Origin of the sequence: Myceligenerans crystallogenes, assembly GCF_039529775.1 — a bacterium.
In the GTDB taxonomy this organism is placed as follows: domain Bacteria; phylum Actinomycetota; class Actinomycetes; order Actinomycetales; family Cellulomonadaceae; genus Myceligenerans; species Myceligenerans crystallogenes.
This window is the reverse complement of the sequence record NZ_BAAANL010000003.1, coordinates 443,938-469,263: the sequence shown is the minus strand read 5'-3', so window position 1 is coordinate 469,263 and position 25,326 is coordinate 443,938. Positions and strand designations below refer to the sequence as shown.

Sequence of the window (25,326 nt, the reverse complement as noted above, 5' to 3'; positions counted from 1 at the left end):
TGCCCGTTCGAGGGGTTAGCCGAGATCCAGAACAATGATTCGTCTGGTTCCTTCTCGTCTCCACCCCACGCAACCAGACCATCCAATTCATCGAGAATCCGTCGCAACGATGCGAGCTCTGCGGGGAAAAGCCCTCCACCAGTGCCAGTCGGAAAGTGACCGGGACGAATCTGTACCGCAGTCCCTGAAGACAAGTTGGAATGTGGTCCTGCGCCGACATTTGACCGGGGGGCCTTCCAGCCCATGAGGTCACCCTCATGCAGAGGTGCGACTTCGTAGTGGTACCTCTGAATGAGATGAGTCAGGACCGATTCGACGACACCCAGACGCACATCATAGGACAAAACAGTACCAACTACAGAAGAATTCCACACGGCCATACCATATCCCGTGCTTTCCACAATGGCCCAGCCGTTCTCTGACACCGGAATACCTTCAGGCACGGCGCGCGGCCCCCCTGATGTGGCAAGTGCCGGCGGTGTGACCAGGTCTGAACACAGAGCAGCGATGCTTACCAGCGCAGTGCCCGCGATAACAGTTCGCCTCGAAACAGTCATCTTAGATTCCTCCAATTTTGGGCCGGAGCAACGGCGAAGCACCTTATGCTTCGCGAACAGCACGATGATAGCGCTCGAGGACCTCATAAAGACCACCAACATCGCGGCCATACTGCGCTGCGGCCTCATTTGTGCCGTTGTAGCGGGCGATTATCTTCTGAACGTCAGCGAATCCGGTGTTAACGGTTGGTCGCGGAAGGCCGATCTGGTATGCATTCAAGAGTGTCAGATACGCGACGGACTTCACATTGTAGTGAATGTCACCGTACAGCTTATCCCAGACCGCCTTAAGATCAGCAGCCGGATCTAACACTGACCCACTAATGATTCCCCGAGTTACGCAGTAGTTACGCGCCTCAATGGCCACTCGAGCAAATATTTGGCCTATGCCGGTGCTGCAATCATCGTCCAGGCCAGCCTTGACTGCCTCATCTGCAGCGAGGTCCGCAGGGTTCCATTTGCGCATCTCCCATAGCACCGGTGCCTGGATTAGCGCCTTCCGAATTCGCAATTCCCGAGCCAACCCGGTGAAAAGCCAATCTAGACCGATAGCAACCATCTCAAATGATCTGGTGCTGGAGTTTCCACCAAGTGTCGCCCAGTCCTTATCAGCCGTCCATCCTTCGCCGCCCGTCTCCGGGACCCCGACGCTCTCGAGGTACGCCCGCACGTCCGCGAGCGCAGCATCATGCAGCGATACGTCAAACTCGTCGTCGAGATTTTCGACATAGTCCGGTTCGTTGAACACTACCTGACCGGAATCGCGACCAGAAGCAACGTTGTTATCGATCTCAATAAGTCCGTCACCACTCCCGACGGTGATCGTCGAAATCTGATCGAATGCCCAGTTCGTCGGCAAAGGGTAGCCAAGGTTTCCCGAGAACCCGCTTGACATGTCACAGACGAAACTTCGGTCCGCATATCCAGCGTCAGAGACACGCTGACAAACGTTCCGAGCTCCATAGATGCCGACCTTGTACCCCGAGGCCTCAGACACAGTCTCGTATACACCCTGGAAGTACGGCAGTACGTTCGATGTCACCTCACCGTCAAGGGCATCGTAATCCACAGCAAAGTAGATTCGAGTATTCGGCATAAAGCCGTGACGCCGCGCCCATTCCATCGCGTCGAACGCATCACTCACCCCGCGATTGCGGTCGAAGTACGATGCCCCACGACCATAGGTCTGGTAGATGGGGAAACATCCGAGCCCGCTGCTTCCGATTGCCGCCAACTCGCCCGGCTTGATGGCCTTGTCGAGCGTACTACCTGGAACGTTGCGAAGGTAGCGGCCAACGTGCCGGTAACCCGCGGAGTACAATGTCTGGGCTCTGGCAGCTGTAACAGTCGTAACGCAGTCGGCGGCCGCGCCGCGCCTACTCTGGTCGCCGTAAGAAACCAGCAACGACGCCCACGTGGCGAAATTGGCTGTACCAGTCACTGGGAGAGCGGAGAAACTTTGGAAATCCGCCGTCGCCGTTGACAGTGCTGTACCAAAGTTCGACGTGAACGCCGAGCCCCGCTTGTTGAGTATCAACGCTGCGCTGAACAGAGAAACCCAGACTCCCGAACTTCCCGGTCCCAACGGGCGCTCTCGGAGCTTATCTTGCGTGGTCGGTCCAAACACACCGTTAGCGACACCATCCGCCAAACCAGCCTCGTACTGGATCGCAAAGAGCATCGACTTCGCTACGCTTCGCGAGTGGTGTCCGTCACACGGGATGATGAAGAAGTCCCGCCGGATAATGTAGCGACCATTCAGCCAGCGCTGGATCGCCTGAATCGACTCGCTACCTTTAGCGGAACCGTAATTCACGAGGATATACGGGTCCATGTTCAAGAGCCCTTTGTACACTTTCGGAGTAAGATCACTCCCTGGGTAAACGCCGCTCACACCCATATGTTCCTTGAGCATGATGATCGATGCAGCGACCCGATCATTGAATACTCCATCGATCTCGCCGCCATCGTACCCCTTGCAATAGAGCGCGGCCTGAATGATGCGGGTAAAATTCCCGCTTCGCGTTGTCGATGCATTAATCGCCGGATACTTCGCCTGAAGGGCACTCAGCGTGGCAGGGCCGAAACTGTCTGAGAGGGTTGTGATTCCCAGTTCGAACTGCAGGGCTCGAGTCAAAGCATAGATCGTCTCCCACCCGGTTTTGCCATTCTCCTCAACCGTCATCCCCGTGATTGAAGAATATTGGGAGTTCACAAATCTCTGCGCTCGAAGAACAAGCTCGTCCACGGATCCGCCTCTGGTCGTCTGAAAGCTAGCTACGAAAACAGGAGTGCTTGACACTCGGTGTCAACAAAGGACTGGCATCCTGGCATATCAATCCATGCTCCCCAAAGTAGAACTCGCATATCCGCACGAGTTCTATTTTGGGAAAACTTGTGCCCCCGGGTCGCTCGGGGCCCTAGCAATCACTTGAGACATCGGTATACGAAGCCTGGATGAGGGGAGCTTGATCGCTCCGGCGCCAGTAGTAGTCACCAGTGCTCTCGATCAGCCGAATGAGCCTGCCGTCCGCTCCGCCGATCGCATTATACCTGACATATCGGGCAGTATCGCTGAAGTAGTCGCCTAGCACCAGTCGGTTATCGATACGGTTCCAGGTTGCCGGCCCGACAACACCGTCAACATCGCTGCCCGTGAATCCCAGTCTCTTCTGGTACTCCTTCACCCAATACGTCGTGTCACCGCCGTACGCACAGTCCATCGAAATCTGTCCAATAAACTCACGGCTTAGAATATATTGCACAAGCCCCGACGCATTGCTGTGCCAGTACCTGCTTCCCGACCAGAGTGTTGCCTCGTCGCTGAAATCATCCGTCACACCGCCTGTACCGGTGATCTTTCCCTGACCCTCACTTGCGCTCGCCGGGGCCACAGATCCGAACAACGCGGACATCGTGAGCAGTACAGCGAGGGTGTTATGCATGTTACGGGCTGAAATCTTCACGGTAGATGCACACTCCTATTTTCGGATGGGATCGCTTCCAACGAACATCTTGGACTGAAAGTAGGGATGTGTCAAGAGTGAGGAACCGAGCATTCACAGAACGATCACGCATATGCCATCCGCCGCCCATCACGGCGGTCCGAGCGTGCTGCTCTTACATGCGCGGAGTAGATGGATGGCCACATTGGACGGCATCCACCTACTCGCGCCGCACGGTCTATTGCGTGAGCGAATTCACCTCTCCCGGCGGGAGCTTCCCTTCGCGGAGATCGGTCCAGAACTTGGCGACCGCGTCTTCAGGACCCAGAAGTACCGTGGAACCCGCACCGTTGCCCGGGTCGTAGCCCAAACTCGCGATCGGCGGCGTCCCGGTGACCCCGTCCTCTCCGTTGGCGCTCTGGAAGGCGAGGGCCAGCCCTGCGAGATCGATGATGTCAGTGTCGTTGTCGACTGTCAGCGAGCCGAGGCCTGCGTTGACGACAGCGACCTGCCTGAACGGGTTGACTATCAGACCCGGGTCCTTGATCGCCTGGCCGACCTTGCCGATCACCTGGCGCTGCCGCTTGGCGCGGCCGATGTCGCCCTCGCGATCGGAGTAGCGCATGCGCGCGAACGCGAGCGCCGTCTGCCCGTCGGCCTCGTGGCAGCCGCCCGGCCACTTCAGCTTCGAGCGCCAGTCGTCGACCTTCTCCTTGTAGCAGAGCTCGACGCCGCCCACGGCGTCGACGATGTCGCTGACGCCACCGAACCCGACCTCCGCGTAGTGGTCGACGGTCAGCCCGCTGAGGTTCTCGACCGTCTTGACGAGCAGGGGCGCCCCGCCGAACGAGAACGCCGCGTTGAGCTTGTTCGCCCCCACGCCCTCGATCTCGGCGAGGGTGTCACGCGGCAGCGAGATGAGCGCCGTCGGCCCGGACTGCGGCTTGTGCAGCAGCAGGATCGTGTCCGTGCGCGCACCGGTCGTCATGTCGTTGACGCCGCCCGACCCACGCGCGTCGGAGCCGGCGAGCAGGTACGTCGTACCGGGGGTGTCCTCGGCGCCGGACAGCGCCTCGACGTGCTGGATCTTCCCGTTCGCCCAGATCAGCAGGCCGATCGGCCAGGCGATCAGGGCGAGCAGCACGAGGATCGCGATGAACTTCAGCGGCACCTTGCGCCGCGGCCGCCCCGCGGGGGACGACAGCTGCGGGCGCCCGTATCCGGGCCCGGCGGGCGGCGGCGCCTGCGGCCCCCGCGGGCCGGCCGGCCCGGGCCGCACGGGCGCGGCTGGCTGGTGGTGCTGCGAGCCGGGCCGGATGGTCCCCGGCCGGGCCTGCCCCGGGCGCGGCTGCGCCGGGACCCGCGCGGCGTTCATGCCGGACGCGCGCCCGGTGGTGCTGCGCGGCGGGATGGACTGCGGTGGCTGGTTGCCGCGCGGCGGCACCGGCCGCGGCGGTATGGGTGGTGGGGTACTTCCACCGGACACTGGGACCTCCCGTGAGGACTGACGTCTGATGCGTGGTTCGCTGATTCGTTCGCCCACAGGAATACCAGTTCCAGGGGTCGCGACGGGAATTCCCGACGCGTCCGGGTTGGCCGACGAGACGCCGGGCGCGGCGTCGCCCACGGCGATCGCGCCGTCGGCCCCCGGCCGGTCTCCCGCCTGCTGCGGCGTGAAGCTCGGGGGGATCGGCGGGGCGACCCGTGCGGCGTCGTTCGCGACGCGGGTGGCGTCGTCGTCGGTCTTGGGATCAGGCATATCTCTCTCCGTCAGCCGCAGACGGCAGTCGTGTCGGCACCGGTGAACGCTTCCTTGCCGGGTTCCTTGACGTCGTCGGCGCTTGCGGACGCCGTGGAGTCGATGTTCTCCCCCGCCGGCGTCGTCGGCGCGTCCGACGCGCCGGACTCGGCCGAGGTGCCCGCGACGTCGCCCTGCTCGCCTTCCGCCGCGGCGGGCGCGGTGGAGGCGGCGGCCGGGTCGTGGCCGACCGGGCGGTCCTGCTGGATGTTCTCCCAGAGCAGCGCGGCCTCGTCGGTCCACACCACGTTGCTGGAGTTGTAGGGGTCCGAGCCCCACGGCACGGTCACGAACGTCACCGTCTCGGGCCGCAGCCCGCGCAGGCTGTAGGCGAGCCCGGTCAGGTAGTCGATCCGCGCGGTCTGCTCGTCCATCGTCATGGAGCTGGTCACGGCGTCGACGAACCGCAGGGTCTTGGCCGGGTCGGCGAGCGTCTCCGCGCTGAACACCGTCCGCACGAGTGAGGCGAGCAGCTCCTGCTGCCGCCCGATGCGGCTCGTGTCGCTCCCGTCGCCGACGCCGTAGCGCGCCCGCGCGAAGTCGAGCGCCGTGCTCCCGTCGAGCGTGTGCAGGCCGGCCGTGAGGTGCAGGTCGTTCGCCTTGGGGGCGTAGATCTCCTCCTCGACGCAGATCTCGACCCCGCCGACCGCGTCGATCATCCGCTGGAACCCCTGGAAGTCGATCACGACGAACCCGTCGAGGTACACCCCGGTCAGCGCCTCGACGGTCTGCATCGCGCACAGCGCGCCGGACGCCGTGTCGCCGCCCACGCTCGCCCCGATCGCGAACGCCCCGTTGAACTTCCCGTACGACGGCGCCGTCGACTCCCCGCCCGTCGTGACGCACGAGGGGATCTCGACGGTGGAGTCCCGCGGGATGGAGATCGCCTCGATGCGCGACCGGTCCGCGGAGACGTGCAGCAGGATCGTCGTGTCGGAACGCTGGCCGCCCGACGTCGTCCCGCCGATGTTCCCGTTCTCACCCTCGCGCGAGTCGCTGCCCATGACGAGCAGGTTCACGGGTTCACCCTCGCTCGGGTCCGGGATTACCTTCTCCGGGCGGTTGGTCAGCCCGGAGGTCGAGGCGCGGTCGATGTTCATGCCCCACCGCGCCACCGCGGCCCAGGCCCCCGCGACCCCCAGCACCAGCACCGCCGTGACGGCCAGCGCGACGACCCGCGAAGTGCCTCCTGCCCTGCTCAGCACCCGCGCGTGGGCGGGACCGGACTCAGGGTCCTGGCCCGCTCCGGGCGTACTGAAGTCGGGAAAGGTCACAACTTCAGAGCATAGGCGAGCGCTCTTGCCCAGGAGCAGAGGCCGCACAGAGGGACAGTAGAGGGTTCGTGGAGACCCCCGGTGGCTCAGCGCGCGGCAACCTTTTCCATGGCGACAAGCCGGTCGAGCCGGTCGGAATCGGCGTCGAGCGCCGCCGCGGTCGCCGGACTCGTCAGCACCACGGAACCGCCGCCGGCCCAGGCCCGCAGCGCCTCGCGCAGCACCTCACCGACGGCGCCCCGCCCGTCGACGAGCATCCGCGAACCGGCGCCGCCCTCCGGAACGAGCTCGGCATGCCCGACGACGGCGTCGGTGGCCAGGTCCGTCAGCGCCGCGCGGTCCGCCTCGGGCTCGGGCGCGTAGATGATCTGGTCCGCATACGTCATGACGGCCGACGCCGCGTCCATCGCCCCGGGCGGCAGCTCGCCGTCGTACCGCCGCGCGAGGGCGGGCAGGCTGACGACGACGAGGTCGGCGGGTGTCCCCGCCCAGCGCCCGGGCGCGTGGGTGACGACGACGTCGAGGTCCGGGACCCCTCCCGCGCCCGGCGTGGCACCGTCGGGGGCGACCACCACCGTCGCCCCCACCCGCCAGGCCGCGAGCGCCCAGGTGACCGTCCGCCAGTGCACCGGAAGATCGACCCCAACGTTTGTGCCGGGCCGTGCGTCGTACTCCTCGACGAGCAGGTTCGTGGTCTTCGCCACCCAGTTGGCGAGGACCGCGCCGGAGAGTTCGACGCGTTCGCCGTCGTCGCCGTACCAGGTGAGGCGGGGGCGGCCGGGATCGGACTGCAGACCATCGAGAAGAGTCGAGACGAGCATGGAACCGAGCCTATGCGGCAGGCGGCGGCGTCCGCGAGCACCTCGCCGTTGTTGCGGGCACGTGACCGTCCGTCGAGGTGGGGGCGATTTTCTTGTGAAGCCCCGTGCCGATAGCACACTTCCGCTTGACGACTCCACACGACACGCGTGTAATTCCATGTATGCAGTTTTCGTAGCCGGCAGGTGGTGCGGACTTGCACAACACGACGCCGCACAAGACATAGAGTCCGACGGCATGGAGGGGCACATCATGTGGAACATGCTGGAACCGGGCGGGGGAATTCCGTCCGACACCGAACGTCCGAGCGAGAAGATGGCGGACGTCCTGTCCCTCTTCGATTCCGACGCCGACGACGCCCTGATGAGCTGGCAGGAACGCGCGCTGTGCGCCCAGACGGACCCCGAGGCCTTCTTCCCGGAGAAGGGCGGCTCGACGCGTGAGGCCAAGAAGGTGTGCCAGGGCTGCGAGGTCAAGGCCGAGTGCCTCGACTACGCCCTCGCGAACGACGAGCGCTTCGGCATCTGGGGCGGCCTGTCCGAGCGCGAGCGCCGCAAGCTGAAGCGCCGCGCTGTCTGACATAACGCTCGTCCCGTCCCAGGGGCGACACGCCGCTGATGTCCCCTCGGACTGCGGATCCGGCGCACGATGCGCATGATGGGTCGCGAGATGACCTCGTCACCCACGGGCCTCGGGCCCGCCCGGAGCACCGACACCGCGCTCGACGCGGTCAGGTCGGTCACGGGAGCTGTCCCGGCCGTGGTCACCGTCACCGCGGTGGTCGTCACCCGCGGCAGGAGCCCGCACCTCGAGGCCACCCTCGCCGCGCTCCGCACGCAGAGCCACGCTCCCCACGCGATCGTCGTCGTCGACGTCGACACCGCCCCCTCCACCGCCGCCCACCGCGGGCTCACGCTGAACGGCGCACGTTATGTCGCCGCGAGCCGCTCCCGCTCGTTCGGCGACGCGGTGAACGCCGCGCTCGCGGATCTCGCCGCGGAGCACGACGCCGCCGGCGGACCCGCGACCGAGAGCGCGGGCGGCACCCTGCGCGGCACCACCACGGACCCCGGCGGTGTGAGCCGCACCCCGCACGTCATCCCCACGGACCCCGGCGGCGTACGCGGTACCCCGCGCGCCATCCCCAGCGGCTCGGGCAGCACGAACGACATGACGTCCCGCGACCGGGCCCCCGACTGGCTCTGGCTGCTGCACGACGACTCCGCCCCCGAGCCCGGCGCGCTCGCCGCGCTCGTCAGGTCGGTCGAGCACAGCGCCACGGTCGCGGTCGCCGGCCCCAAGCAGCGCCTGTGGGAGTCCGACGACGACGGCACGCCGCTCGACCCGGCCGCCCCCGGCCGCGGCCTGCTGCTCCAGGTCGGCTACACCGTCTCGCCGAGCGGCCGCCGGATGACCGGCCTCGACGACACCGAGATCGACCAGGGCCAGCACGACGCGCGCGAGGACGTCCTGGCCGTGGGCCTCGCCGGTGCGCTCGTGAAGCACGCGGTCTGGCGCGAGCTGGGCGGTACCGACGCGGAGTACGGGCCGTTCGGCGACTCGCTGGAGTTCTGCCGCCGCGTCCACCTGGCGGGGCACCGGGTGATCGTGGTGCCGTCCGCGGTGGTGCGGCACGCCCAGGTCTCCCTGCGGGACCCGGCCACGCGCAGCCGCCGGCGCCGCGCCCAGCTGCGGTACCGCCTCGTGGCGGCCGCGCCCTGGCTGCTCGGCTGGGTGATGCTCGCCGTCGTCGCCGGGGCACCCTTCCTCGCGGCCTACCGGCTCGCGGTGAAGCAGCCCGCGGCCGCCCGCGACGAGCTCGCGGCCCCGGCCTGGATGCTGCTCGGGCTGGGCAGCGTGCTGCGCGCCCGGCGCCGCGCGGCGCGCACCGCGACCCAGCCGCGCCGGGTGCTGCGCCCGCTGCTCGGCACCTGGCGGCAGTCGGTGCGGGAGTTCCGCGAGCGCCGCCTGGCCCGCGCCGACGCCCGCGCGCAGGCCCCGGACGACCTGGACCACGCCGACCTGCGCCGGCTGGCCGCGCGGCGCCGCACGGTCCTGACGCTCGTCCTGCTCGTGGCGACTGGCTTCGCCGCCGCCGTCTTCGGCCCGGTCCTCGGCACGCTGGCCGACGGCGGCCGGCTGGTGGGCGGGTCCCTGCTCCCGGCGTCGGCCGACACGGGCCAGGTCTGGACGGCGGCGACGTCCGGCTGGATCCGGACGGGGCTCGGCCAGGCCGGGCCGGGCGATCCGCTGCTGCTGACCCTGACCGTCCTGGCCACGCTCGCCGCGGGTTCCCTGCAGGCGGGTGTGAACGCCCTGTTCGTCGCGGCCCTGCCGCTCGCGGCGCTCGGCGGCTGGGCGGCGTCCGGCGCGCTGACCCGGTCGGTCGGCGTACGGGCGGTCGCAGCGCTCGCCTGGGCGGCCGCTCCCCCGCTGCTCGGCGCCCTGTCGGACGGGCTGCTCGGCGCCGTCGTCGCGCACCTCGCCCTGCCCTGGGCGGCCCTCGCCCTCGTGCGATCGGTGGGCGCGCAGCGCACCGACGTCCCGGCCCGGGTCAGCGTGGAGGACATCCACGAGCAGCCCCTGCTCCTGAGCGCCTCCCGCGCCGCGTCGCTGACGGAGAACCGCGGCCGCCGCCTCGGCGCGGCAGGCGCCGCGGGCCTGGTCCTGGCAGCAGCGGTGAGCGGCGCGCCGGCCCTGCTGCCGGTGGCGCTGCTGGTGCTGGCCGCCGCGGCCTGCGCCGTACGGCCCCGCCGCAGGCCGCACCTGGGCCTGGCACTGCTGCCCGCGCTGGCGGTCGCCGCCCCGCTGCTGCTGCACGTGGTCCGCACGCGCGACGTCACGCTGCTCCTCGCGGACCCGCTCGCCCTCCCCGGCTCCGTCGTCGCCCCCGACGTGCCCGGCTGGCAGGCGCTGCTCGGCCTGACCGGGCGCCCGAACGCCTGGTTCGGCGGCGTCCTGCCGGGCCTCGGATACGGCCCCTACCTGCTGGGCGGCCTGCTGGTCGTGACGGCGCTGATCGCGCTCGCCGGCCCGCGCGCCGCGGGCGCGCGCCTCGGCTGGTTCACCGCGGCGTGCGGTCTCGCGCTGGTCGTGCTGTCCGACGACGGCGCGGCGGGCCTGCTGGACCGGCTCGGGTTCAGCGGCCTCGCGGCGGGCGCCACGGGCTCAGGTGCGGCGGCGGCGTCCCTCGTGCTGCTCGGGCTGGGCGGCGCCGCCCTGTGCGCCACGCGCTCGGCCCGGCCGCGCCGCCCGGCCCGCGCCTTCGCGGCGCTGCGAGCGCTGGGGGTCGCGACTCCCGTCCTCCTCGGCCTGATCGCCGCGGCCGGGCTCACCTCCTGGTACCTGGCGGGCCCCCTGTCGGCCGACGGCCTGCACGCCACCGCGGAGCCCGCCGTCCCCGCCGTCGGACAGCAGATGCAGGCCCCGCCCCGCCAGTCGCGCGTGCTCCAGCTCGGCGTCACCGACGACGGCGTCGTCGAGCACGCCCTCCTGCGCGCCGGCGGCACGCAGCTCACCGACGCGTCGGTCAGCGCCTCGGCGGCCCGGACCGACGCGATCGACGACATCGCCGCCCGGCTCGCCGCCGGAACCGACCCGGACGTCGCCGCCCGCCTGGCGGAGCTCGGCATCGGCGCCGTCCAGGTACCGACGCCGCACGCGGGCGGGCCCGCGGAGGACGCGGGATCCACCGGGAACGCGGGATCCACCGGGGACACGGGGGCCACCGGGGACACGGGGTTCGCGGGGGACACGGGGGCCACCGGGGACACAGGGTTCGCGGGCAACACAGGGTCCGCCGGGGACACGAGCGCGGCCCGGGGCGACGCGGCCGACGCCCCCGGCGGCGCCCTGCGCAACGCCGAGCTGACCGCGGCCCTCGACATGGTGCCGGGGGTCGAGCGGATCACGCAGGGCCAGCCGGTCACGCTCTGGCGGGTCCGGGACGCCGGCGGAGCCGTCCCCGGCTGGGCGCGGATCGACCAGGGCGACCGGGCAGAGCCCGGCACCGCCGCCGGGCCGAGCAGCGCCGAAACCCGGGGCGAGAGCGCCGACGGCGCGGAGAGCGCGGCGACGCCCCTCCCCTCCGGCGGCGCGAGCGTCCGCACCGACGTGCCCCCCGGGGACGCGGGCCGGCGCGTGGTCCTCGCCGAGACCGCCGCACCCGGGTGGACCGCGACCCTCGACGGACGGCGCCTGACGCCGATCGAGGTCGAGGCTGCCGGAGCGACCCTGCAGGGCTTCGAGCTCGGGCCGGACGGCGGCAGGCTCGTCGTCGGCTACGACCTGCCGCACCGGGCGACCTGGCTCGTCGCCCTGGGCCTGATCGGCGTGGTGTTCCTGCTGCTCGCACTGCCCGTCGGCGGACGGAGGCGGTCATGAGAGCCCCGCGGTTGCGCAGCGCCTGGACGACGACGCGGAAGGTGGGCGCCCACGTGCTGGGGGCGGCCTGCGTCGTCGCCGTGGCCCTGCTCGCACAGCACGCACCGGACGGCCCGGAGCCCGAGGCGGCACCTCGCGCGGTCGACGTCGACCCCGGGGAGACCACGCTGGTGTGCCCGTCCCCGGCGCGGCTCGTCCAGGAGGACGTCGGTGACGACGAGTTCGACGCCACCCCGGTCGAGACGGAATCAGGCCTGCGGATCACCGCCGCGGAGCCCGTCGTCACCGGCCTGATCGGCAGCGACGAGGGCGACGACGGCACCGCAGGCAGCGAAGGCGACGCCACCGTCGACGACAGCACCATCGACGGTGGCGAGAGCGACAGCGACGGCGACGACGACGGCGACGACGACGGCGACGACGACGGCGACGGCGACGACGGCGAGAGCGACAGCACCGGGGACGGCGACGCCGACAGCACCGGCGACGGCAGTGAGAGCGAGAGCGACAGCGAGAACGAGAGCCTGAGCGCGCCGGACCCCGCACAGGTCGTGCGCGCGGCGCCCGGCGAGTTCGCGGCGGCGACAGCGACCTCGGTCACCACCGAAGGCGACCTGCGCGGGCTCGTGGCCGGCGCGTGCCGGGAGCCGGCGATCGAGCACTGGCTCGTGGGCGGTTCCACCGACATCGGATCGAGCGCGCGGCTCGTGCTGCAGAACCCGGGGCGAACCGCGGCGTCGGTGTCCCTCGCCGTCTGGGGGCCGGCCGGTCCGGTGACGCTGGGCGGCAAGGCCCTCGTGGTCGTCCCGCCGGGCGAGCAGGTCGAGACCACGCTGGAGGCGATCGCCCCCGGGCAGCCACGCATCGCCGTCCACGCGACGAGTCAGGGCGGACGCATCAACGCCTACGTCCAGCACCACCGGATCGACGGCCTGGTGCCGCAGGGCGCGGACCTGATCGCGCCGGGCACCGCGCCGTCGTCGTCCCAGACGGTGACCGGTATCGTGAGCGACGGCGAGTCGATGGACGACCCGCACGCTCCCCAGCTGCGGCTGCTGGCCCCCGGGGAGCGCGACGGGTCGGCGCGCATCAGCATCTACGGAGCCGACGGCCAGACCTGGCTGCGTGGCGTGGAGGACGTCGCCCTCCAGGCCGGAGCGGTCACCGACGTCCCCCTGGGCGGCCTCCCGGAGGGCGGGTACACGCTCGCGGTGGACGCGACCGTCCCGGTGGTGAGCGCCGGTGTGACCCACAGCCCGGGCGAGACGACGGGCGACCCGGTGATCGACGAGACCCCGTACGACACCGCCTGGATCCCCGCCCGGCCGATCACCGCCGAACCCGCCGGCCCGCTCGCGGTCCCGGAGAACACGTCGTGGTCGCTGAGCATCGCGGCACTCCCCGAGGACCGCTCGGACGACACCCGCCCCGCCGGCACGGCAGACGTCACGATCACGGGCTACGCCCCGGACGGATCGGCAACGGGAACGTCCGGCCTGGCCCTCCCCGCAGGCGAGGCCGCCCGGCTGACCCCCGACGACCTCGTGCCCCTGGGCGACGACGTCGCCGCCGTCGCGGTCACCTCGGCGTCCGGCACGCCGGTCGCCTGGTCCCTCCACCTGGCGGCCGACGACGACTCGCTGGTCGCCGTCCTGGCACCACCGGAACCCGGCACCACCGCGGGCCGAACCCAGGTCCGGAGCATCGTCGCCGAGTGACACGCCCGGCCGTAGCGCCGGGCGGCCACGTCACTCGCGCCAGGCGAGCGGATCGTCGTCGTACCGCTCCGCCACGCGAAGCCCCAGGCCACGGCCCACAGGCCTCGGCCCGCCGCCCACGGCCGCGCGCGAGCCGGCCGCTGGCGGAACGCCTACTCCGCGAGCTCGGCGCGGAGCTTCTCGCCCTTGGCCTGGGCCACGGCGCGCAGGTCGTCCTGGAAGGTGAGCATGCGGTCCCGCAGGGCCGCCGACGCCTCGTCAGTTCCCGAGGCGAGGATGCGTGCCGCCAGAAGGCCCGCGTTGCGGGCACCGCCGATGGAGACCGTGGCGACCGGGACCCCGGCCGGCATCTGGACGATGGAGAGCAGGGAGTCCATCCCGTCCAGGTATTTGAGCGGGACCGGGACGCCGATCACCGGCAGCGGGGTGACCGCGGCTAGCATCCCCGGCAGGTGGGCCGCGCCGCCCGCGCCCGCGATGATCACGCGGATCCCGCGCCCGGCGGCCTCGCGGCCGTAGTCGATCATCTCGGCGGGCATGCGGTGCGCGGACACGACACCGACCTCGACCAGGACGTCGAACTCGGCCAGGGCCTCGGCCGCCGACTTCATCACCGGCCAGTCGGAGTCGGACCCCATGACGATGCCGACCTGCGCTCCACTGCTCATACCAACTCCTAGTCCCTGCTGCTCGAAACCATCGTCGGCCCCCTGTCGAGCGGTCGGCCGGATGTCAGTGCGGTCGGCCCCCCGGGGAACCGACTGCTCGCCATCGGACCGACCTCGAGCTACAACCGACCGACCACACTAGGCCAACTCGACGTGTTCCACGTCCTTGCCCATCAGGAGCGCCGCGGCCCCCCGGGCAGCCGCCCGGACCTCGTCGAGGTCCGTGCCGCTCACGTTCACGTGGCCCAGCTTGCGGCCGGGGCGGATGTCCTTGCCGTACAGGTTGACGCGCGCGGTGTCGTAGCGCTCCAGCACCTCCGGCAGCGCGCCCGCGAGGTCCGGCCGCGCGGAGCCCAGCACGTTCACCATCACGGTCCACGGCGCCACCGCCGCCGTCGACCCGAGCGGCAGGTCGAGCACGGCGCGCAGGTGCTGCTCGAACTGGCTCGTCGCCGAGCCGTCGATCGTCCAGTGCCCCGAGTTGTGCGGGCGCATCGCGAGCTCGTTCACCAGCACCGTCGTCGGCCCCGCGGGATCGGCCGGGTCGGCCGGCACCTCGAACAGCTCGACCGCCAGCACGCCCGTGACGTCCAGCCCTTCCGCGACCGCCACCGCGATCTCGCGGGCGCGCGCGCCGACGTCGCCGGACAACCCCGGCGCGGGCGCGATCACCTCGGCGCAGACACCGTCGCGCTGGATCGACTCCACCACCGGCCACGTCCGCACCTCGCCCGACGGCCGCCGCGCGACCAGCACCGCGAGCTCCCGCCGGAACGGCACCTTCTCCTCGGCCAGCACGAGCGGCCCGCCCTGCCCGGCGCCGACCAGCCAGTCGTCGGCCTCACCCGCGCCGGACACCACGCGGACGCCCTTGCCGTCGTATCCCCCGCGCGCGAGCTTCACGACCGCCTGCCCGCCGACGTCGGCGAGGAACTCCTCGAGCGCGACGGTCCCCTCCTCGACCGACGGCGGCAGCGCCCGCCACCGGGGGCACGGCACGCCGAGCGCGCCGAGCCGGGTGCGCATCACGATCTTGTCCTGCGCCGCGACGAGCGCGTGCGGCCCGGGGCGCACGGGCGTGCCGTGCTCGATCAGGTCCGCGAGCAGCGCGTTGGGCACGTGCTCGTGCTCGAACGTCAGGACGGACGCGGGGGCGCCGCCGTCGCGCGGGGCGATGAGGTCGCGGATCGCGTCGTCGTCCGACGCCGCCCCGACGGGCGCGTCCGTGACGACCTGCGCGGCGGCCGACGCCGCGTCCTCGACGAGCACCCGCAGCCGCACGCCCAGCTCCGAGGCCGGGGGCGCCATCATCCGGGCGAGCTGCCCGCCGCCGACGACGGCGATGACGGGCGGGCCGGGCGGTGCGGATGGCGCAGGAGATGTCACGTGGGCCAAGAATACCGGCCGGGCCCCGCGGGCGAGCAGCCCGGCCCCCGGACCCGCAGGGGTCAGCTGCCCGGGCGGACCAGTCCCGTCTCGTACGCGATCACCACGGCCTGCACCCGGTCGCGGGCGCCCAGCTTCGCCAGGACCCGGCCGACGTGCGTCTTCACCGTCGCCTCCGCGACGAACAGCTCCGCCGCGATCTCCTGGTTGGCCCGGCCGCGGGCCATGAGCACGAGCACCTCGCGCTCGCGCCCCGTCAGCCGCCCGAGCGCCGCGTGCGACTCCGCGCCCTGCGGGTCGTTCGCGGGCAGGGCCGTCACGAGGTGCTCCAGCAGGCGCCGCGTCGACGACGGCGCGATCACCGCGTCCCCGCGGTGCACCGTCCGGATCGCGGTGAGCAGCTCCTCGGGCGGCGCGTCCTTGAGGAGGAACCCGCTCGCACCGACGCGGATCGCCTCCAGGACGTACTCGTCCAGGTCGAAGGTGGTCAGGACGACGACGCGCGGCACGCCGTCCTCGCCGGGCGTCACGCCGTCGGCGCCGAGCAGTCGCTCCGTGGCCTGCAGGCCGTTGAGGTGCGGCATGCGCACGTCCATGAGGACGACGTCGGCCCGCGTACCCGCGAGCAGGCGGAGCGCCTGGACCCCGTCCCCGGCCTCCCCCACGACGGTGAGGTCGGGCTGGGAGTCGATGACCATGCGCAGGCCCGCTCGGACGAGCTGCTGGTCGTCGACGAGGACGACGCGGGTCGGGGCGGCGGGCTCGGGCTCCGCGTACGGGCCGGGGTCCGGGGCGGCGTTGGGGGCGGTGTCGGTCATGACTCCTCGTCGGTGGGATCGGCGGGATCGGCGGGTGCGGTACGGGGAAGAGGTACTACCAGGCGCACCTTGAAGCCGCCGCCCGGCTTGGGCCCCGCGGCGAGGGACCCGCCGAGGAGCTCGGCGCGTTCGCGCATGCCGAGCAGGCCGTAGCCGGAGCCCGGCGCCGTCGGTTCGCCCGACGACGCGAGCCCGCGGCCGTCGTCGGACACCACCAGCTCGACCTCCCGTTCGCCCCAGCGGACCAGCACCGTCACGTGCGGGCCCGGGCCCGCGTGCTTGCGGACGTTCGTCAGCGACTCCTGGGCGACACGGTAGATGTTGAGCCCGATCCCGGGCGGGAGCCGGCGTTCGTCGCCGACCCGCGCGTAGGAGACGCGCATCCCCTCCGACCGGGTCTGCTCGACGAGCGCCTCGATCTGCGTCACGTCGGGCTGAGGAGCCAGCGGCCGCACCTCCGACCCCGCGTCGGGAGAGCCGGAGCCGGTGGCCTCCGGCGCGGCTCCGTGCGGGCCGGCGGCCGGCACCAGGTGGCGCCCCGACGGCGACACCACGCCGGGCCCCGCGGCCCCGCCGGGGACCCCCTCGGACGGGCCCGTGCGCAGCACGCCGAGGATCTTGCGCATGTCGGCCAGCGCGGCCCGGCCTGTCTCGGCGATGGTCTTCAGGGAGCGCTCGGCCGCCGCCGGGTCGTGCGCGGCGGCGTAGCGTCCGCCGTCGGCCTGCGCGATGACGATCGAGAGCGAGTGGGCGACGATGTCGTGCATCTCGCGGGCGATCCGGGCGCGTTCGGCGGCCGAGGCGATCTCCGCCTGCTGGTCGCGTTCGAGCTGCAGGCGCCCGGCGCGGTCGCGGAGCGCGTCCAGCATGGTGCGGCGCGCCCGCCGGAAGAGGCCGAGCGCCCAGGAGGTGAGGAAGACGAAGTAGGCGAAGACCGCCACCATGACCGCGAACGGGTCCCCCGCGTAGTGCGCGAGCAGCGATCCGCCGAACGCCAGGCAGCCCACCGTCGCGAGGACGATCGTAGCCCGCGGCGCCCAGCGCGGGCCGTGGGCCGTCAGCCCGTACGCCGCGTACGGCAGCAGGAGGTCGACCGGGAGGAGCAGAGGCGCACCGATCGCGAGGTGCCCCACGGCGAGCAGGAACAGGCAGAAGGCGGGCACGACGGGCCGTGTCCGGACCCAGACGAAGGGAACCGTCATCACCCCCGCCCAGGCCGCCATGAGCAATCCGGGCATCTCCGGCATGCCGTAGGCGACCATCCGGGCGCTCGCGTAGCCGCCCGGGATCGTGACGAACGCGGCGGCCGCCGCGACGATCAGGTCGACGGCGAAGCGGTGCCGTTCGAACCATTCGGTCACGCGCTCGTACAGGCTGGGACGTTCCACGACCGCCACAGTACGGCGCGCCGTTGACCGGTGCGTCATACCGTGGTAGCAATTCCCTGGGCAGGGGAGAATTTGCACGGTTCGCGTCGGGCGACCGAACCGTTTCGGGCCTTCACGATCCGTACCACGTCCGTTGGCAGCCACGACGCGTGTTATGCCCTACCATGGCGGAATGACTCACGTACTCCTAGCTGAGGACGACCCGGCCATTGCCGAGCCGTTGGCGCGTGCGCTCACCCGTGAGGGTTATGACGTCGTCGTGCAAGGAACCGGCAAAGGCGCGATCGAGCACGCGAGCGGGGCGGACATCGTCGTCCTCGATCTAGGCCTGCCCGATATGGACGGTCTGGACGTGGCGCGGGAGATTCGCGGCAGCGGCCTGACCGTGCCGGTCCTGGTGCTGACCGCACGAGCAGACGAGGTCGACCTCGTCGTCGGCCTGGACGCCGGCGCCGACGACTATGTGACCAAGCCGTTCCGCCTGGCCGAGCTGCTCGCGCGCGTGCGGGCCCTCCTGCGCCGCACGCACGGCGAGACCGGCGAGGAGGAGGAGCTGCACGCCCAGGACGTGCGCGTGGACGTCTCCGCCCACCGCGCCTTCCAGGGCGACCGCGAGCTCCACCTGACCACCAAGGAGTTCGACCTGCTGCGGGTGCTCGTGCAGAACGCCGGCTCCGTCGTCGTCCGCGACACGCTGATGCGTGACGTGTGGGGCTCCGACCCGGTCGGCTCCACCAAGACCCTCGACATGCACGTCTCGTGGCTGCGCCGCAAGCTCGGCGACGACGCCAACGCGCCGCGCTACGTCTCCACGGTGCGCGGTCTCGGGTTCCGCTTCGAGATCGGGGCGAGCTAGCCACATGCGCCACCGCATCGTCCAAGCGACGATGGTCGCGGTCGCTGTCGCGGTTCTGCTGCTCGGTGTGCCCTTCGCGATCTTCGGTGCCCGGTTCGTCTACGACACCGAGGTCCAGCGCATCGAGCAGCGGGCCACCCGGTTCGTCGAAGAGGTCACCCAGGAGGTGTCCCGGTCGAGCAGCGAGGGGCAGCTCTCGGAGGACCTCCTGGAGCACCACGTGCAGCCGGGCGCGACCGAGACCCCGGCCTACATCACGGTCAGCCTGCCGAACGGCACGCTGATCGCCCGCGGTGAGGAGCCTGCCGGCCCCACCATCAGCGCGGCGGCGACCAACACGACCTCACCCCTGGTGGGCGTGACCATCGAGGTCTCCGCCTGGCCCGCGTACATCAAGTCCGGGCAGCTCGTCTTCCTCATGCTCATCGGCAGCGCCGCGGCGTTCGCCGCCGGCTCGGTGACCGCCGCCTGGCAGGCCGAGCGCCTGGCCCGGCCGTTCGTCTACCTCTCCGGCGCCGCCGAGCAGCTGGGTGCGGGCCAGGTGCGGCCGCGCCTGGAGGAGTCGGGCGTGGAGGAGATCGACCTGGTCGCCGCCGAGATCGCCCGCAGCTCCGACCGGCTGGCCGCGCGGCTCGCCGTCGAGCGGCAGTTCACCTCCGACGCGTCCCACCAGCTCCGCACGCCGCTCACGGCGCTCACCATGCGCCTGGAGGAGATCACGCTGATGTCCTCCGAGCCGGACGTGCAGGAGGAGGCCCGGATCTCGCTCGAGCAGGTCGAGCGGCTCGTCGGCGTCGTCGACGATCTGCTCGCCCGCTCGCGCAAGGCGCAGGGCGGCACCACCGAGTCCGTGGATCTCTCCGTGGTCTTCCGGCAGCAGCGCGAGGAGTGGCGCGACACGTTCGAGGCAGCGGGCCGCTCGCTCGTCGTCGAGGAGCCCGAGGACGAGCGCGTGCTGGCCACGCCGGGCGCCCTCGCGCAGGCGCTGTCGACCCTGCTGGAGAACTCCCTCAAGCACGGCGACGGGACGACGACGCTGCGGGCGCGACCCTCCGGCACGCGCGGCATGGTCGCCGTCGAGGTCACCGACGAGGGCGAGGGCGTGCCCGAGGACATGGTGGGCCAGATCTTCGAGCGCGGCGTGACCTCCGGCAACGGCACGGGCCTGGGCCTCGCGCTGGCCCGGGACCTGGTCACGGCCGACGGCGGCCGCCTGGAGCTGAGCCAGCGCACGCCGCCGGTCTTCTCGGTCTTCCTGGCCGGTGTCCCGCGCAGCTACGACCCGCAGGCCGTCCTCCCGGTCGGCTCGACGGTCTCGTCGATGGAACCCGCCAAACGCCGGCGCTGGGGCCTGCGCTGACCGGTCCCGGAACAGCGTGAGGTGGTGCCCGACGGCGTCGGGCACCACCTCACGGCAGCCGGGTCACTCCGCGGCCAGGGCCTCCACCGGGGACGCCCGCAGGGCGTTCCGGGCCGGGGCGACCGAGGCGATCAGGCCCGCGACCAGGGACACGGCCAGCACCACGGCCAGGTCCACCCACGGGACCGGGTAGGTCACCTCGCCCATGACCGACAGCGCGGTCGCCGCACCCGCCCAGCCGTACACGAGCCCCAGCACGATGCCGAGCACCGCGCCGACCCCCGCGATGAGCATGCCCTCGACCGCGAGCATGCCCCGCAGCTGGGACTTGCTCAGGCCGATCGCCCGCAGCGTGGCCGACTCACGGCGTCGTTCGATGACCGACAGCGACAGCGTGTTGGTCACGCCGATCACCGCGATCACGACGGCCACCGCCAGCAGGCCCACGACGATCCCGAGCATCAGGTTGATCACCTGCTCGAACTGGGCGCGCTGGGCCGCGAGCCCCAGCACCATCAGGCCGTCGTCGTTCAGGGCCTCCTGGACCTCCGCGAGGCCCGAGGCCGGATCGGCGTCGTCGGCCAGCGAGGCCCAGACCTGGGTCAGCTCCGCCTCCGGGGCGACCTTCGCCAGGTCGGCCTCGGTCACGAACCCGGTGAACGCCTCGCTCTCGGTGACCACGATCGTGAGGGGCAGCTTCCCGCCGGGACCCTTGACCTCGATCCGCTCGCCGGCCTCCACGCCCCACTCCTTCAGGGCGGTCGGCGAGAAGAGGATGCTGCCCGGCTGGATCGCGTCGACCTCGCCGGCGTCGCGCACGGCGCCGCGGAGCGCGTCCGGAGCGGCCGCGCTGAGGGTCACGTAGCCGTTGTCGCTGAACGTGCCGTCGGCCGTGCGGATCTCCGCGACGGCGTCCACGCTCGCGGCGTCCGCGACGCGGCTCGCCGTGTCGCCCGGCACGTCCGTCGCACCGGCGCCGACCATGACGTCCATCGGGAACTGCAGGTCCAGCGCGGTCGTGGCCGTGGCCCGGGCGGCCGCCGCCCCGGTCGCCATCGTCACGATCAGCGTGACGCCGATGAGCAGCGCGGTCGCCGTGGCCGACGTGCGGCGCGGGTTGCGCAGCGTGTTCGCGGCGGCCAGCTTGGCCGCCGGTCCGCTCGCCCCGGTCAGCCGGCCGAAGAACGCGGCGACCTTCGGCAGCCAGAACACGGCCCCGACGATCACGCCGACGAGCGACAGCGCGCCGCCGGCCACCGCGACCAGCAGGCCGTACTCCGGGTCGTCGTGCAGGACCAGGACCGCCAGCGCCAGCAGCCCGGCCCCGCCGAGCGTGAACAGCAGCGCGAACACCGCCCGCACCCGGCCCGCGCCCTGGCGCAGGCTCGGCGCGGCGGCCGGCCGCAGCGCCGCGAGCGGCGCGACGCGGGTCGCGTTCATGGCCGGGGCCAGCGCGGCCAGGATCGTCACGACGACGCCGACGGCCAGCGGCAGCAGCACCACCTGCGGGGTCGGCTCCACGACGGACGGCAGCGGGACCCCGAGGTCGAACCGCGGCGCGACCCACAGCGCGATCTGCGCCAGCAGCGCACCCGTCACGACGCCGCCGAGCGACGCCAGCGCGCCGAGCACGAACGCCTCGAAGAGCACCGACCGGTAGAGCTGCCCGCGTCCGGCGCCGATGCAGCGCAGCAGCGCCAGCGTGCGCGTCCGCTGCGCGACGAGCACCTGGAAGGTGTTCGCGATGACCAGACCCGCCACCACGAGGGCGACGGCGGCGAACGTCAGGACGAACACGAGGAACACGAGGTCCTCGCCGCCGGTCTGCTCGGCGCTGATCTCCGCGGCGTGCTCGTCGACGGACAGCACCTCGGGCCGGCCGTCGCTGACGACGGCGGCGGCCAGGGCTTCCCGGATCGCCGCGGTCGGCTCGCCGTCGGACATCACCGACGGGTCGAGGACGGCCATGACCTCGAAGACCTCGCCCACCTCGGGCGGGTCGGACCACTTGACCATGTCCTGGGGCATCGCGACCACGGCGCCGCCGCTGGCGGCGTACGCCTTGAACAGGTCCTCGGTGATGCCGCTGACCGTGACCTCCTCGGTGGTCTCCTCGCCCTCGCCGGTCTCGGGGTCGGTGACCTCCCAGCCGTGGACGGTGACCGTGTCGCCCACGCCGATCTCGAGTCGCTCGGCGATCTGCTCGGGCACCGCGATCTCGCCGCGCGCGGCGGGCCAGGCGCCGTCGGTGATGCGCAGCGGGCTGAGCCGCTCGTCGTCCGGGAGCGCGAACGCCTCGCCGTAGGAGCGGCCGCCGCCGGCGCTGAGATCGAGGTATCCGGTCAGGACGGGCTGTGCCGCCATGACGCCGTCGACGGCGCGCACGGCCTCGACGTCCTGCTGCCAGCTGTCGGCGCCGGTCTTGACGACGACGTCGGCGTCGGCGTACCGCGCGGCGACCGTGTCGTACGTGGTGCGGGTGATCACGTTGCCCGCGATCAGGGTGACGGCCACGAACGCGGTCCCGATGAGGATCGCGATCCCGGCCGCGGTGAGCCGCCCGGCGCTGCGGCGCATCTGGGCGAGCGTGTACCGGATGGTGGGCAGGTCGTTGCGGGGCGGCGTCGCGCCCGCGGCCGGCGACGTGCGCGCCGGCGCCGTGGCGGTCGTCGTCATCGCAGGCCTGCCTCGGGGACGACCGGGGTGGTGCCGGTGGCGACGGAGGGCTCGAGTGTGCGCAGGGCGTCCAGGCCCGCGAGCACGGATTCCGGGGTGGGGTCGGAGATGTCACCGGCGATGCGGCCGTCGGCGAGCAGGACGACGCGGTCGGCGTAGGCAGCGGCCGCGGGGTCGTGCGTGACCATGATGATGGTGCGGCCCAGCTCGCGGACGGAGCGGCGCAGGAAGCTGAGCACTTCGGCGCCGGAGCGGGAGTCGAGGTTACCGGTGGGCTCGTCGGCGAAGACGACGTCGGGCTGCGCGATGAGGGCGCGGGCGATGGCGACGCGCTGCTGCTGGCCGCCGGACATCTCGGCGGGGCGGTGCGTGAGACGCTCGGTCAGGCCCAGGGTCCGCACCAGCGTGCCGAACCACTCGCGGTCCACGGTGCCGCCCGCGAGCTGCACCGGGAGCGTGATGTTCTGCTCGGCGGTGAACATCGGCAGCAGGTTGAACTGCTGGAACACGAAACCGACGCGGTCCCGGCGCAACGTGGTCAGGCCCTTGTCGTTGAGCGCGGTCACATCGGTGGTGCCGACGAACGCCTGGCCGGCGGTCGCGGTGTCCAGCCCGGCGAGCAGATGCATCAGCGTCGACTTGCCCGAACCGGACGGTCCCATGATCGCGGTGAACTGACCGGCGGCGAAGTCGACGTCCACGCCGTCCAGCGCATGGACCGCGGCCTCGCCGGCGCCGTAGGTCTTGGTCAGGGCGCGCGCCCGGACGGCGCGGGTGCCGTCGGCCGGGACGTACACGGTGGTGTCCACGAAAGGTCTCCTCGAGACGAAGTGTGTGTTGCGAACACCGGAAAATCTACGGAGCGCCGGGCCCCGAGTCGTCAGGCGAAGGGATGGTCCTGGGCCCGGGCCGGGTCATACCCAGGTCGTACGGGAGGCAGGGGGGATCCACCCAGGCAGGTACGCCGGCGGGCCCGGAACCCTCAGGGTCCCGGGCCCGCCGTTCAAGCACCTCACCGCCGCGCGGCGCCGCTGCCGTCCGCGTCGGAGCTCACCCCGCCGCACCAACCGCTAGCCGAGCCACCACTTCTGGTTCGCCCCGCCCGTGCACTCCCAGATGTGCAGCTTCGTACCGTCGTCGCCGTTCCAGCCCGCCACGTCGACGCACTTGTTCACGGCCACGGACACCAGGTCGCCCGCCCCCGAGAGCACCCACCGCTGCGCCACGTTCCCGTTGCAGTTCACCAGCTGCACCGCGGTGCCGTTCGCCGCGTTGCCCCAGGCCAGGTCCATGCACATCCCGCCCGCGCGGACCGTGCCGTCCGGGTGGAAGGTCCACCGCTGCGCGGCCGTCCCGTTGCAGGTCCAGATCTGGAGCTGGACGCCGTCGGCGAAGCTGCTGTTCGGCACGTCGACGCACTTGTTGTTGTAGCCGACGATCGGCCGGCCACCCCCGCCGGTCGTCGTCAGGCTGAGGCCGTAGTTCGACAGGATCGGGTTGATCGGCTGGTAGATGAACCGCCCGCCGTTCGAGCAGTCCCCGATCCGCCCGGAGGTGACGCCCTGCGCCTGGTTCCCGGAGATCACCGCGCCCCCGGAGTCGCCGCCCTCGGCGCACGCCGAGCCCGTGGCCATGCCCGGGATGTCGCCGCTGCCGTAGTTGATGGTGACGTTCTTCTCCTGGATGACGCCGCACCGCCAGCCGGTCGTCCGCCCCGAACGGCACACCGCGGCCCCGACCGGCATCTCGTTCGACCCCGCCACCGCGACGGTGCCGCCCGCGTAGTTGTTCACCGCCGGCTGCGGCGTCCAGCCGGCGTTCGTCCGCACCCACGCCCAGTCGTGGCCCGGGAACTGCGAGCCGGCGTACGTCCCGAGCGCGGCGCCGTCGGACGCCGTGACCGCGTTGCCCGTGGCCCCGCAGTGACCGGCCGTCACGAACCCGCCCTGCACGGCGAAGCCGATCGAGCACAGCACGTACCCGCCGCCCGTGGGGCGGCGGAACTCGTCGCCGCCGCGGATGTCGCGCGCGGGCACGGGCGCGACACCGGACCGCTCGACGCGCACGACGCCGGCAGGCACCCCCGCCCGCTCCGCCAGCGCCCGCGCCGCGCGTACGTCGGCGGCCCGCACCACCAGCTCGTTCGTGGCCGGATCCGCGAACCACGCGTGCACGGAGTCCGGCGCGTTCGCGTCGTCCAGCGCCTCCTTCCACGCGGTCAGCTCGCCGAGCCCGTGCCGCACGACGACGGCCTCGGCCCCCGCCGCGCGCGCCTGCCGCGCGGCGGCCCTGGTCGTGACGGCGACGCGCACGGCGTCGGCGTCCTGGGTGACCCAGGTCCCGGCGTAGGCGTCACCGAACTGCCTCTCGAACCGCGCCTCCATCCCGGCGGCCCGCGCGTCGAGCGCGAGGCGGGCGGGGATCTCCCCCTCCTCCAGGCCGAGGTCGCGCTCGAACGCCCGGACCTGCCCGTCGGGCAGGCCCGGACCCGGCGCGGGGGTGTCCGACGACGCCGGCCGCGATCCGGGCTCCGCCCCCGCCGGCGGCCCCACCAGGGCCACCCCGGCCAGCGTGCTGCCGGCCGCCAGCGCGATCGACGCCCAGGTGCTCACCACGCGCCGGTGCGGTCGCCTCCGCCGGTACGGCGCCTTCGATGATCCGGTCATGTCTGCTCCCTCTC

The 25,326-nt window shown here is 71.7% G+C and carries 17 protein-coding genes; 5 read left to right on the top strand and 12 right to left on the bottom strand.

From position 1 onward, the window contains the following. Positions 1-600 precede the first annotated feature (600 nt). From ABD208_RS09660 to ABD208_RS09640, 5 genes are all read right to left on the bottom strand, one after another. Positions 601-2,742: a glycoside hydrolase domain-containing protein gene (locus tag ABD208_RS09660; RefSeq protein ID WP_344101997.1), complete on the bottom strand. Its 2,142-nt coding sequence runs from the start codon at positions 2,740-2,742 to the stop codon at positions 601-603. 235 nt (positions 2,743-2,977) lie between these two features. Beyond that, positions 2,978-3,523 (bottom strand): peptidoglycan-binding domain-containing protein, encoded by a 546-nt coding sequence (locus tag ABD208_RS09655; RefSeq protein WP_344101995.1) that lies wholly within the window; start codon positions 3,521-3,523, stop codon positions 2,978-2,980. Positions 3,524-3,740: 217 nt separating this feature from the next. Further along, the gene (locus ABD208_RS09650) at positions 3,741-5,261 is read right to left on the bottom strand and encodes an LCP family protein (RefSeq protein WP_344101993.1); all 1,521 of its coding nucleotides are present in this window, start codon (positions 5,259-5,261) and stop codon (positions 3,741-3,743) included. A gap of 11 nt (positions 5,262-5,272) precedes the next feature. Further along, on the bottom strand, positions 5,273-6,574 hold the full coding sequence (locus tag ABD208_RS09645) for an LCP family protein (RefSeq protein ID WP_344101990.1): 1,302 nt from the start codon (positions 6,572-6,574) through the stop codon (positions 5,273-5,275). An 86-nt stretch (positions 6,575-6,660) separates the two neighbouring features. Then, positions 6,661-7,395, bottom strand: a complete 735-nt coding sequence (locus ABD208_RS09640; RefSeq protein ID WP_344101987.1) for a TIGR03089 family protein — start codon at positions 7,393-7,395, stop codon at positions 6,661-6,663. A 250-nt stretch (positions 7,396-7,645) separates the two neighbouring features. Between ABD208_RS09640 and ABD208_RS09635 the strand changes: the two genes are divergently transcribed. The 3 genes from ABD208_RS09635 (at position 7,646) to ABD208_RS09625 (ending at position 13,494) form a co-directional block, all read left to right on the top strand. Continuing rightward, positions 7,646-7,972: a WhiB family transcriptional regulator gene (locus tag ABD208_RS09635; protein ID WP_344102298.1), complete on the top strand. Its 327-nt coding sequence runs from the start codon at positions 7,646-7,648 to the stop codon at positions 7,970-7,972. Between the two features lie 90 nt (positions 7,973-8,062). Continuing rightward, a complete protein-coding gene (locus tag ABD208_RS09630; RefSeq protein WP_344101984.1) occupies positions 8,063-11,776 on the top strand; it encodes a glycosyltransferase in 3,714 nt (1,237 codons plus the stop codon). Beyond that, a complete protein-coding gene (locus tag ABD208_RS09625) occupies positions 11,773-13,494 on the top strand; it encodes a DUF5719 family protein (protein WP_344101982.1) in 1,722 nt (573 codons plus the stop codon). Before ABD208_RS09630 ends, ABD208_RS09625 begins: the two co-directional genes overlap by 4 nt. Positions 13,495-13,646: 152 nt before the next feature. Here ABD208_RS09625 and purE read toward each other — a convergent pair whose 3' ends face one another. The 4 genes from purE to ABD208_RS09605 form a co-directional block, all read right to left on the bottom strand. Then, complete coding sequence (gene purE, locus ABD208_RS09620; protein ID WP_344101979.1) at positions 13,647-14,162, bottom strand: 5-(carboxyamino)imidazole ribonucleotide mutase; 516 nt, start codon at positions 14,160-14,162, stop codon at positions 13,647-13,649. Between the two features lie 138 nt (positions 14,163-14,300). Next, on the bottom strand, positions 14,301-15,548 hold the full coding sequence (locus ABD208_RS09615) for a 5-(carboxyamino)imidazole ribonucleotide synthase (RefSeq protein WP_344101977.1): 1,248 nt from the start codon (positions 15,546-15,548) through the stop codon (positions 14,301-14,303). Between the two features lie 62 nt (positions 15,549-15,610). Further along, complete coding sequence (locus ABD208_RS09610; protein WP_344101974.1) at positions 15,611-16,366, bottom strand: response regulator; 756 nt, start codon at positions 16,364-16,366, stop codon at positions 15,611-15,613. Continuing rightward, the gene (locus ABD208_RS09605; RefSeq protein ID WP_344101971.1) at positions 16,363-17,754 is read right to left on the bottom strand and encodes a sensor histidine kinase; all 1,392 of its coding nucleotides are present in this window, start codon (positions 17,752-17,754) and stop codon (positions 16,363-16,365) included. The genes ABD208_RS09610 and ABD208_RS09605 overlap by 4 nt, the downstream gene beginning before the upstream one ends. Positions 17,755-17,926: 172 nt before the next feature. On the opposite strand from ABD208_RS09605, the gene ABD208_RS09600 reads away from it, so the two are divergent. Together ABD208_RS09600 and ABD208_RS09595 are read left to right on the top strand one after the other, a co-directional pair. Beyond that, positions 17,927-18,610, top strand: a complete 684-nt coding sequence (locus tag ABD208_RS09600; RefSeq protein ID WP_344101969.1) for a response regulator transcription factor — start codon at positions 17,927-17,929, stop codon at positions 18,608-18,610. A 4-nt stretch (positions 18,611-18,614) separates the two neighbouring features. Continuing rightward, a complete protein-coding gene (locus tag ABD208_RS09595; protein ID WP_344101967.1) occupies positions 18,615-19,970 on the top strand; it encodes a sensor histidine kinase in 1,356 nt (451 codons plus the stop codon). 63 nt (positions 19,971-20,033) lie between these two features. On the opposite strand, the gene ABD208_RS09590 is transcribed toward ABD208_RS09595, so the two are convergent. From ABD208_RS09590 to ABD208_RS09580, 3 genes are all read right to left on the bottom strand, one after another. After that, positions 20,034-22,646 (bottom strand): ABC transporter permease, encoded by a 2,613-nt coding sequence (locus tag ABD208_RS09590; RefSeq protein ID WP_344101965.1) that lies wholly within the window; start codon positions 22,644-22,646, stop codon positions 20,034-20,036. Further along, the gene (locus tag ABD208_RS09585; protein ID WP_344101962.1) at positions 22,643-23,455 is read right to left on the bottom strand and encodes an ABC transporter ATP-binding protein; all 813 of its coding nucleotides are present in this window, start codon (positions 23,453-23,455) and stop codon (positions 22,643-22,645) included. The genes ABD208_RS09590 and ABD208_RS09585 overlap by 4 nt, the downstream gene beginning before the upstream one ends. A 261-nt stretch (positions 23,456-23,716) precedes the next feature. Continuing rightward, a complete protein-coding gene (locus ABD208_RS09580; protein ID WP_344101959.1) occupies positions 23,717-25,312 on the bottom strand; it encodes a ricin-type beta-trefoil lectin domain protein in 1,596 nt (531 codons plus the stop codon). Between the last annotated feature and the right edge of the window lie 14 nt (positions 25,313-25,326).

Excerpts from the sequence above, each read along its gene's own strand:
- ABD208_RS09660 (WP_344101997.1), bottom strand. The coding sequence starts at position 2,742 with ATGACGGTTGAGGAGAATGGCAAAACCGGGTGGGAGACGATCTATGCT.
- ABD208_RS09650 (WP_344101993.1), bottom strand. The coding sequence starts at position 5,261 with ATGCCTGATCCCAAGACCGACGACGACGCCACCCGCGTCGCGAACGAC.
- ABD208_RS09640 (WP_344101987.1), bottom strand. The coding sequence starts at position 7,395 with ATGCTCGTCTCGACTCTTCTCGATGGTCTGCAGTCCGATCCCGGCCGC.
- ABD208_RS09635 (WP_344102298.1), top strand. The coding sequence starts at position 7,646 with ATGTGGAACATGCTGGAACCGGGCGGGGGAATTCCGTCCGACACCGAA.
- ABD208_RS09630 (WP_344101984.1), top strand. The coding sequence starts at position 8,063 with ATGACCTCGTCACCCACGGGCCTCGGGCCCGCCCGGAGCACCGACACC.
- ABD208_RS09625 (WP_344101982.1), top strand. The coding sequence starts at position 11,773 with ATGAGAGCCCCGCGGTTGCGCAGCGCCTGGACGACGACGCGGAAGGTG.
- purE (WP_344101979.1), bottom strand. The coding sequence starts at position 14,162 with ATGAGCAGTGGAGCGCAGGTCGGCATCGTCATGGGGTCCGACTCCGAC.
- ABD208_RS09610 (WP_344101974.1), bottom strand. The coding sequence starts at position 16,366 with ATGACCGACACCGCCCCCAACGCCGCCCCGGACCCCGGCCCGTACGCG.
- ABD208_RS09600 (WP_344101969.1), top strand. The coding sequence starts at position 17,927 with ATGACTCACGTACTCCTAGCTGAGGACGACCCGGCCATTGCCGAGCCG.
- ABD208_RS09595 (WP_344101967.1), top strand. The coding sequence starts at position 18,615 with ATGCGCCACCGCATCGTCCAAGCGACGATGGTCGCGGTCGCTGTCGCG.
- ABD208_RS09590 (WP_344101965.1), bottom strand. The coding sequence starts at position 22,646 with ATGACGACGACCGCCACGGCGCCGGCGCGCACGTCGCCGGCCGCGGGC.
- ABD208_RS09580 (WP_344101959.1), bottom strand. The coding sequence starts at position 25,312 with ATGACCGGATCATCGAAGGCGCCGTACCGGCGGAGGCGACCGCACCGG.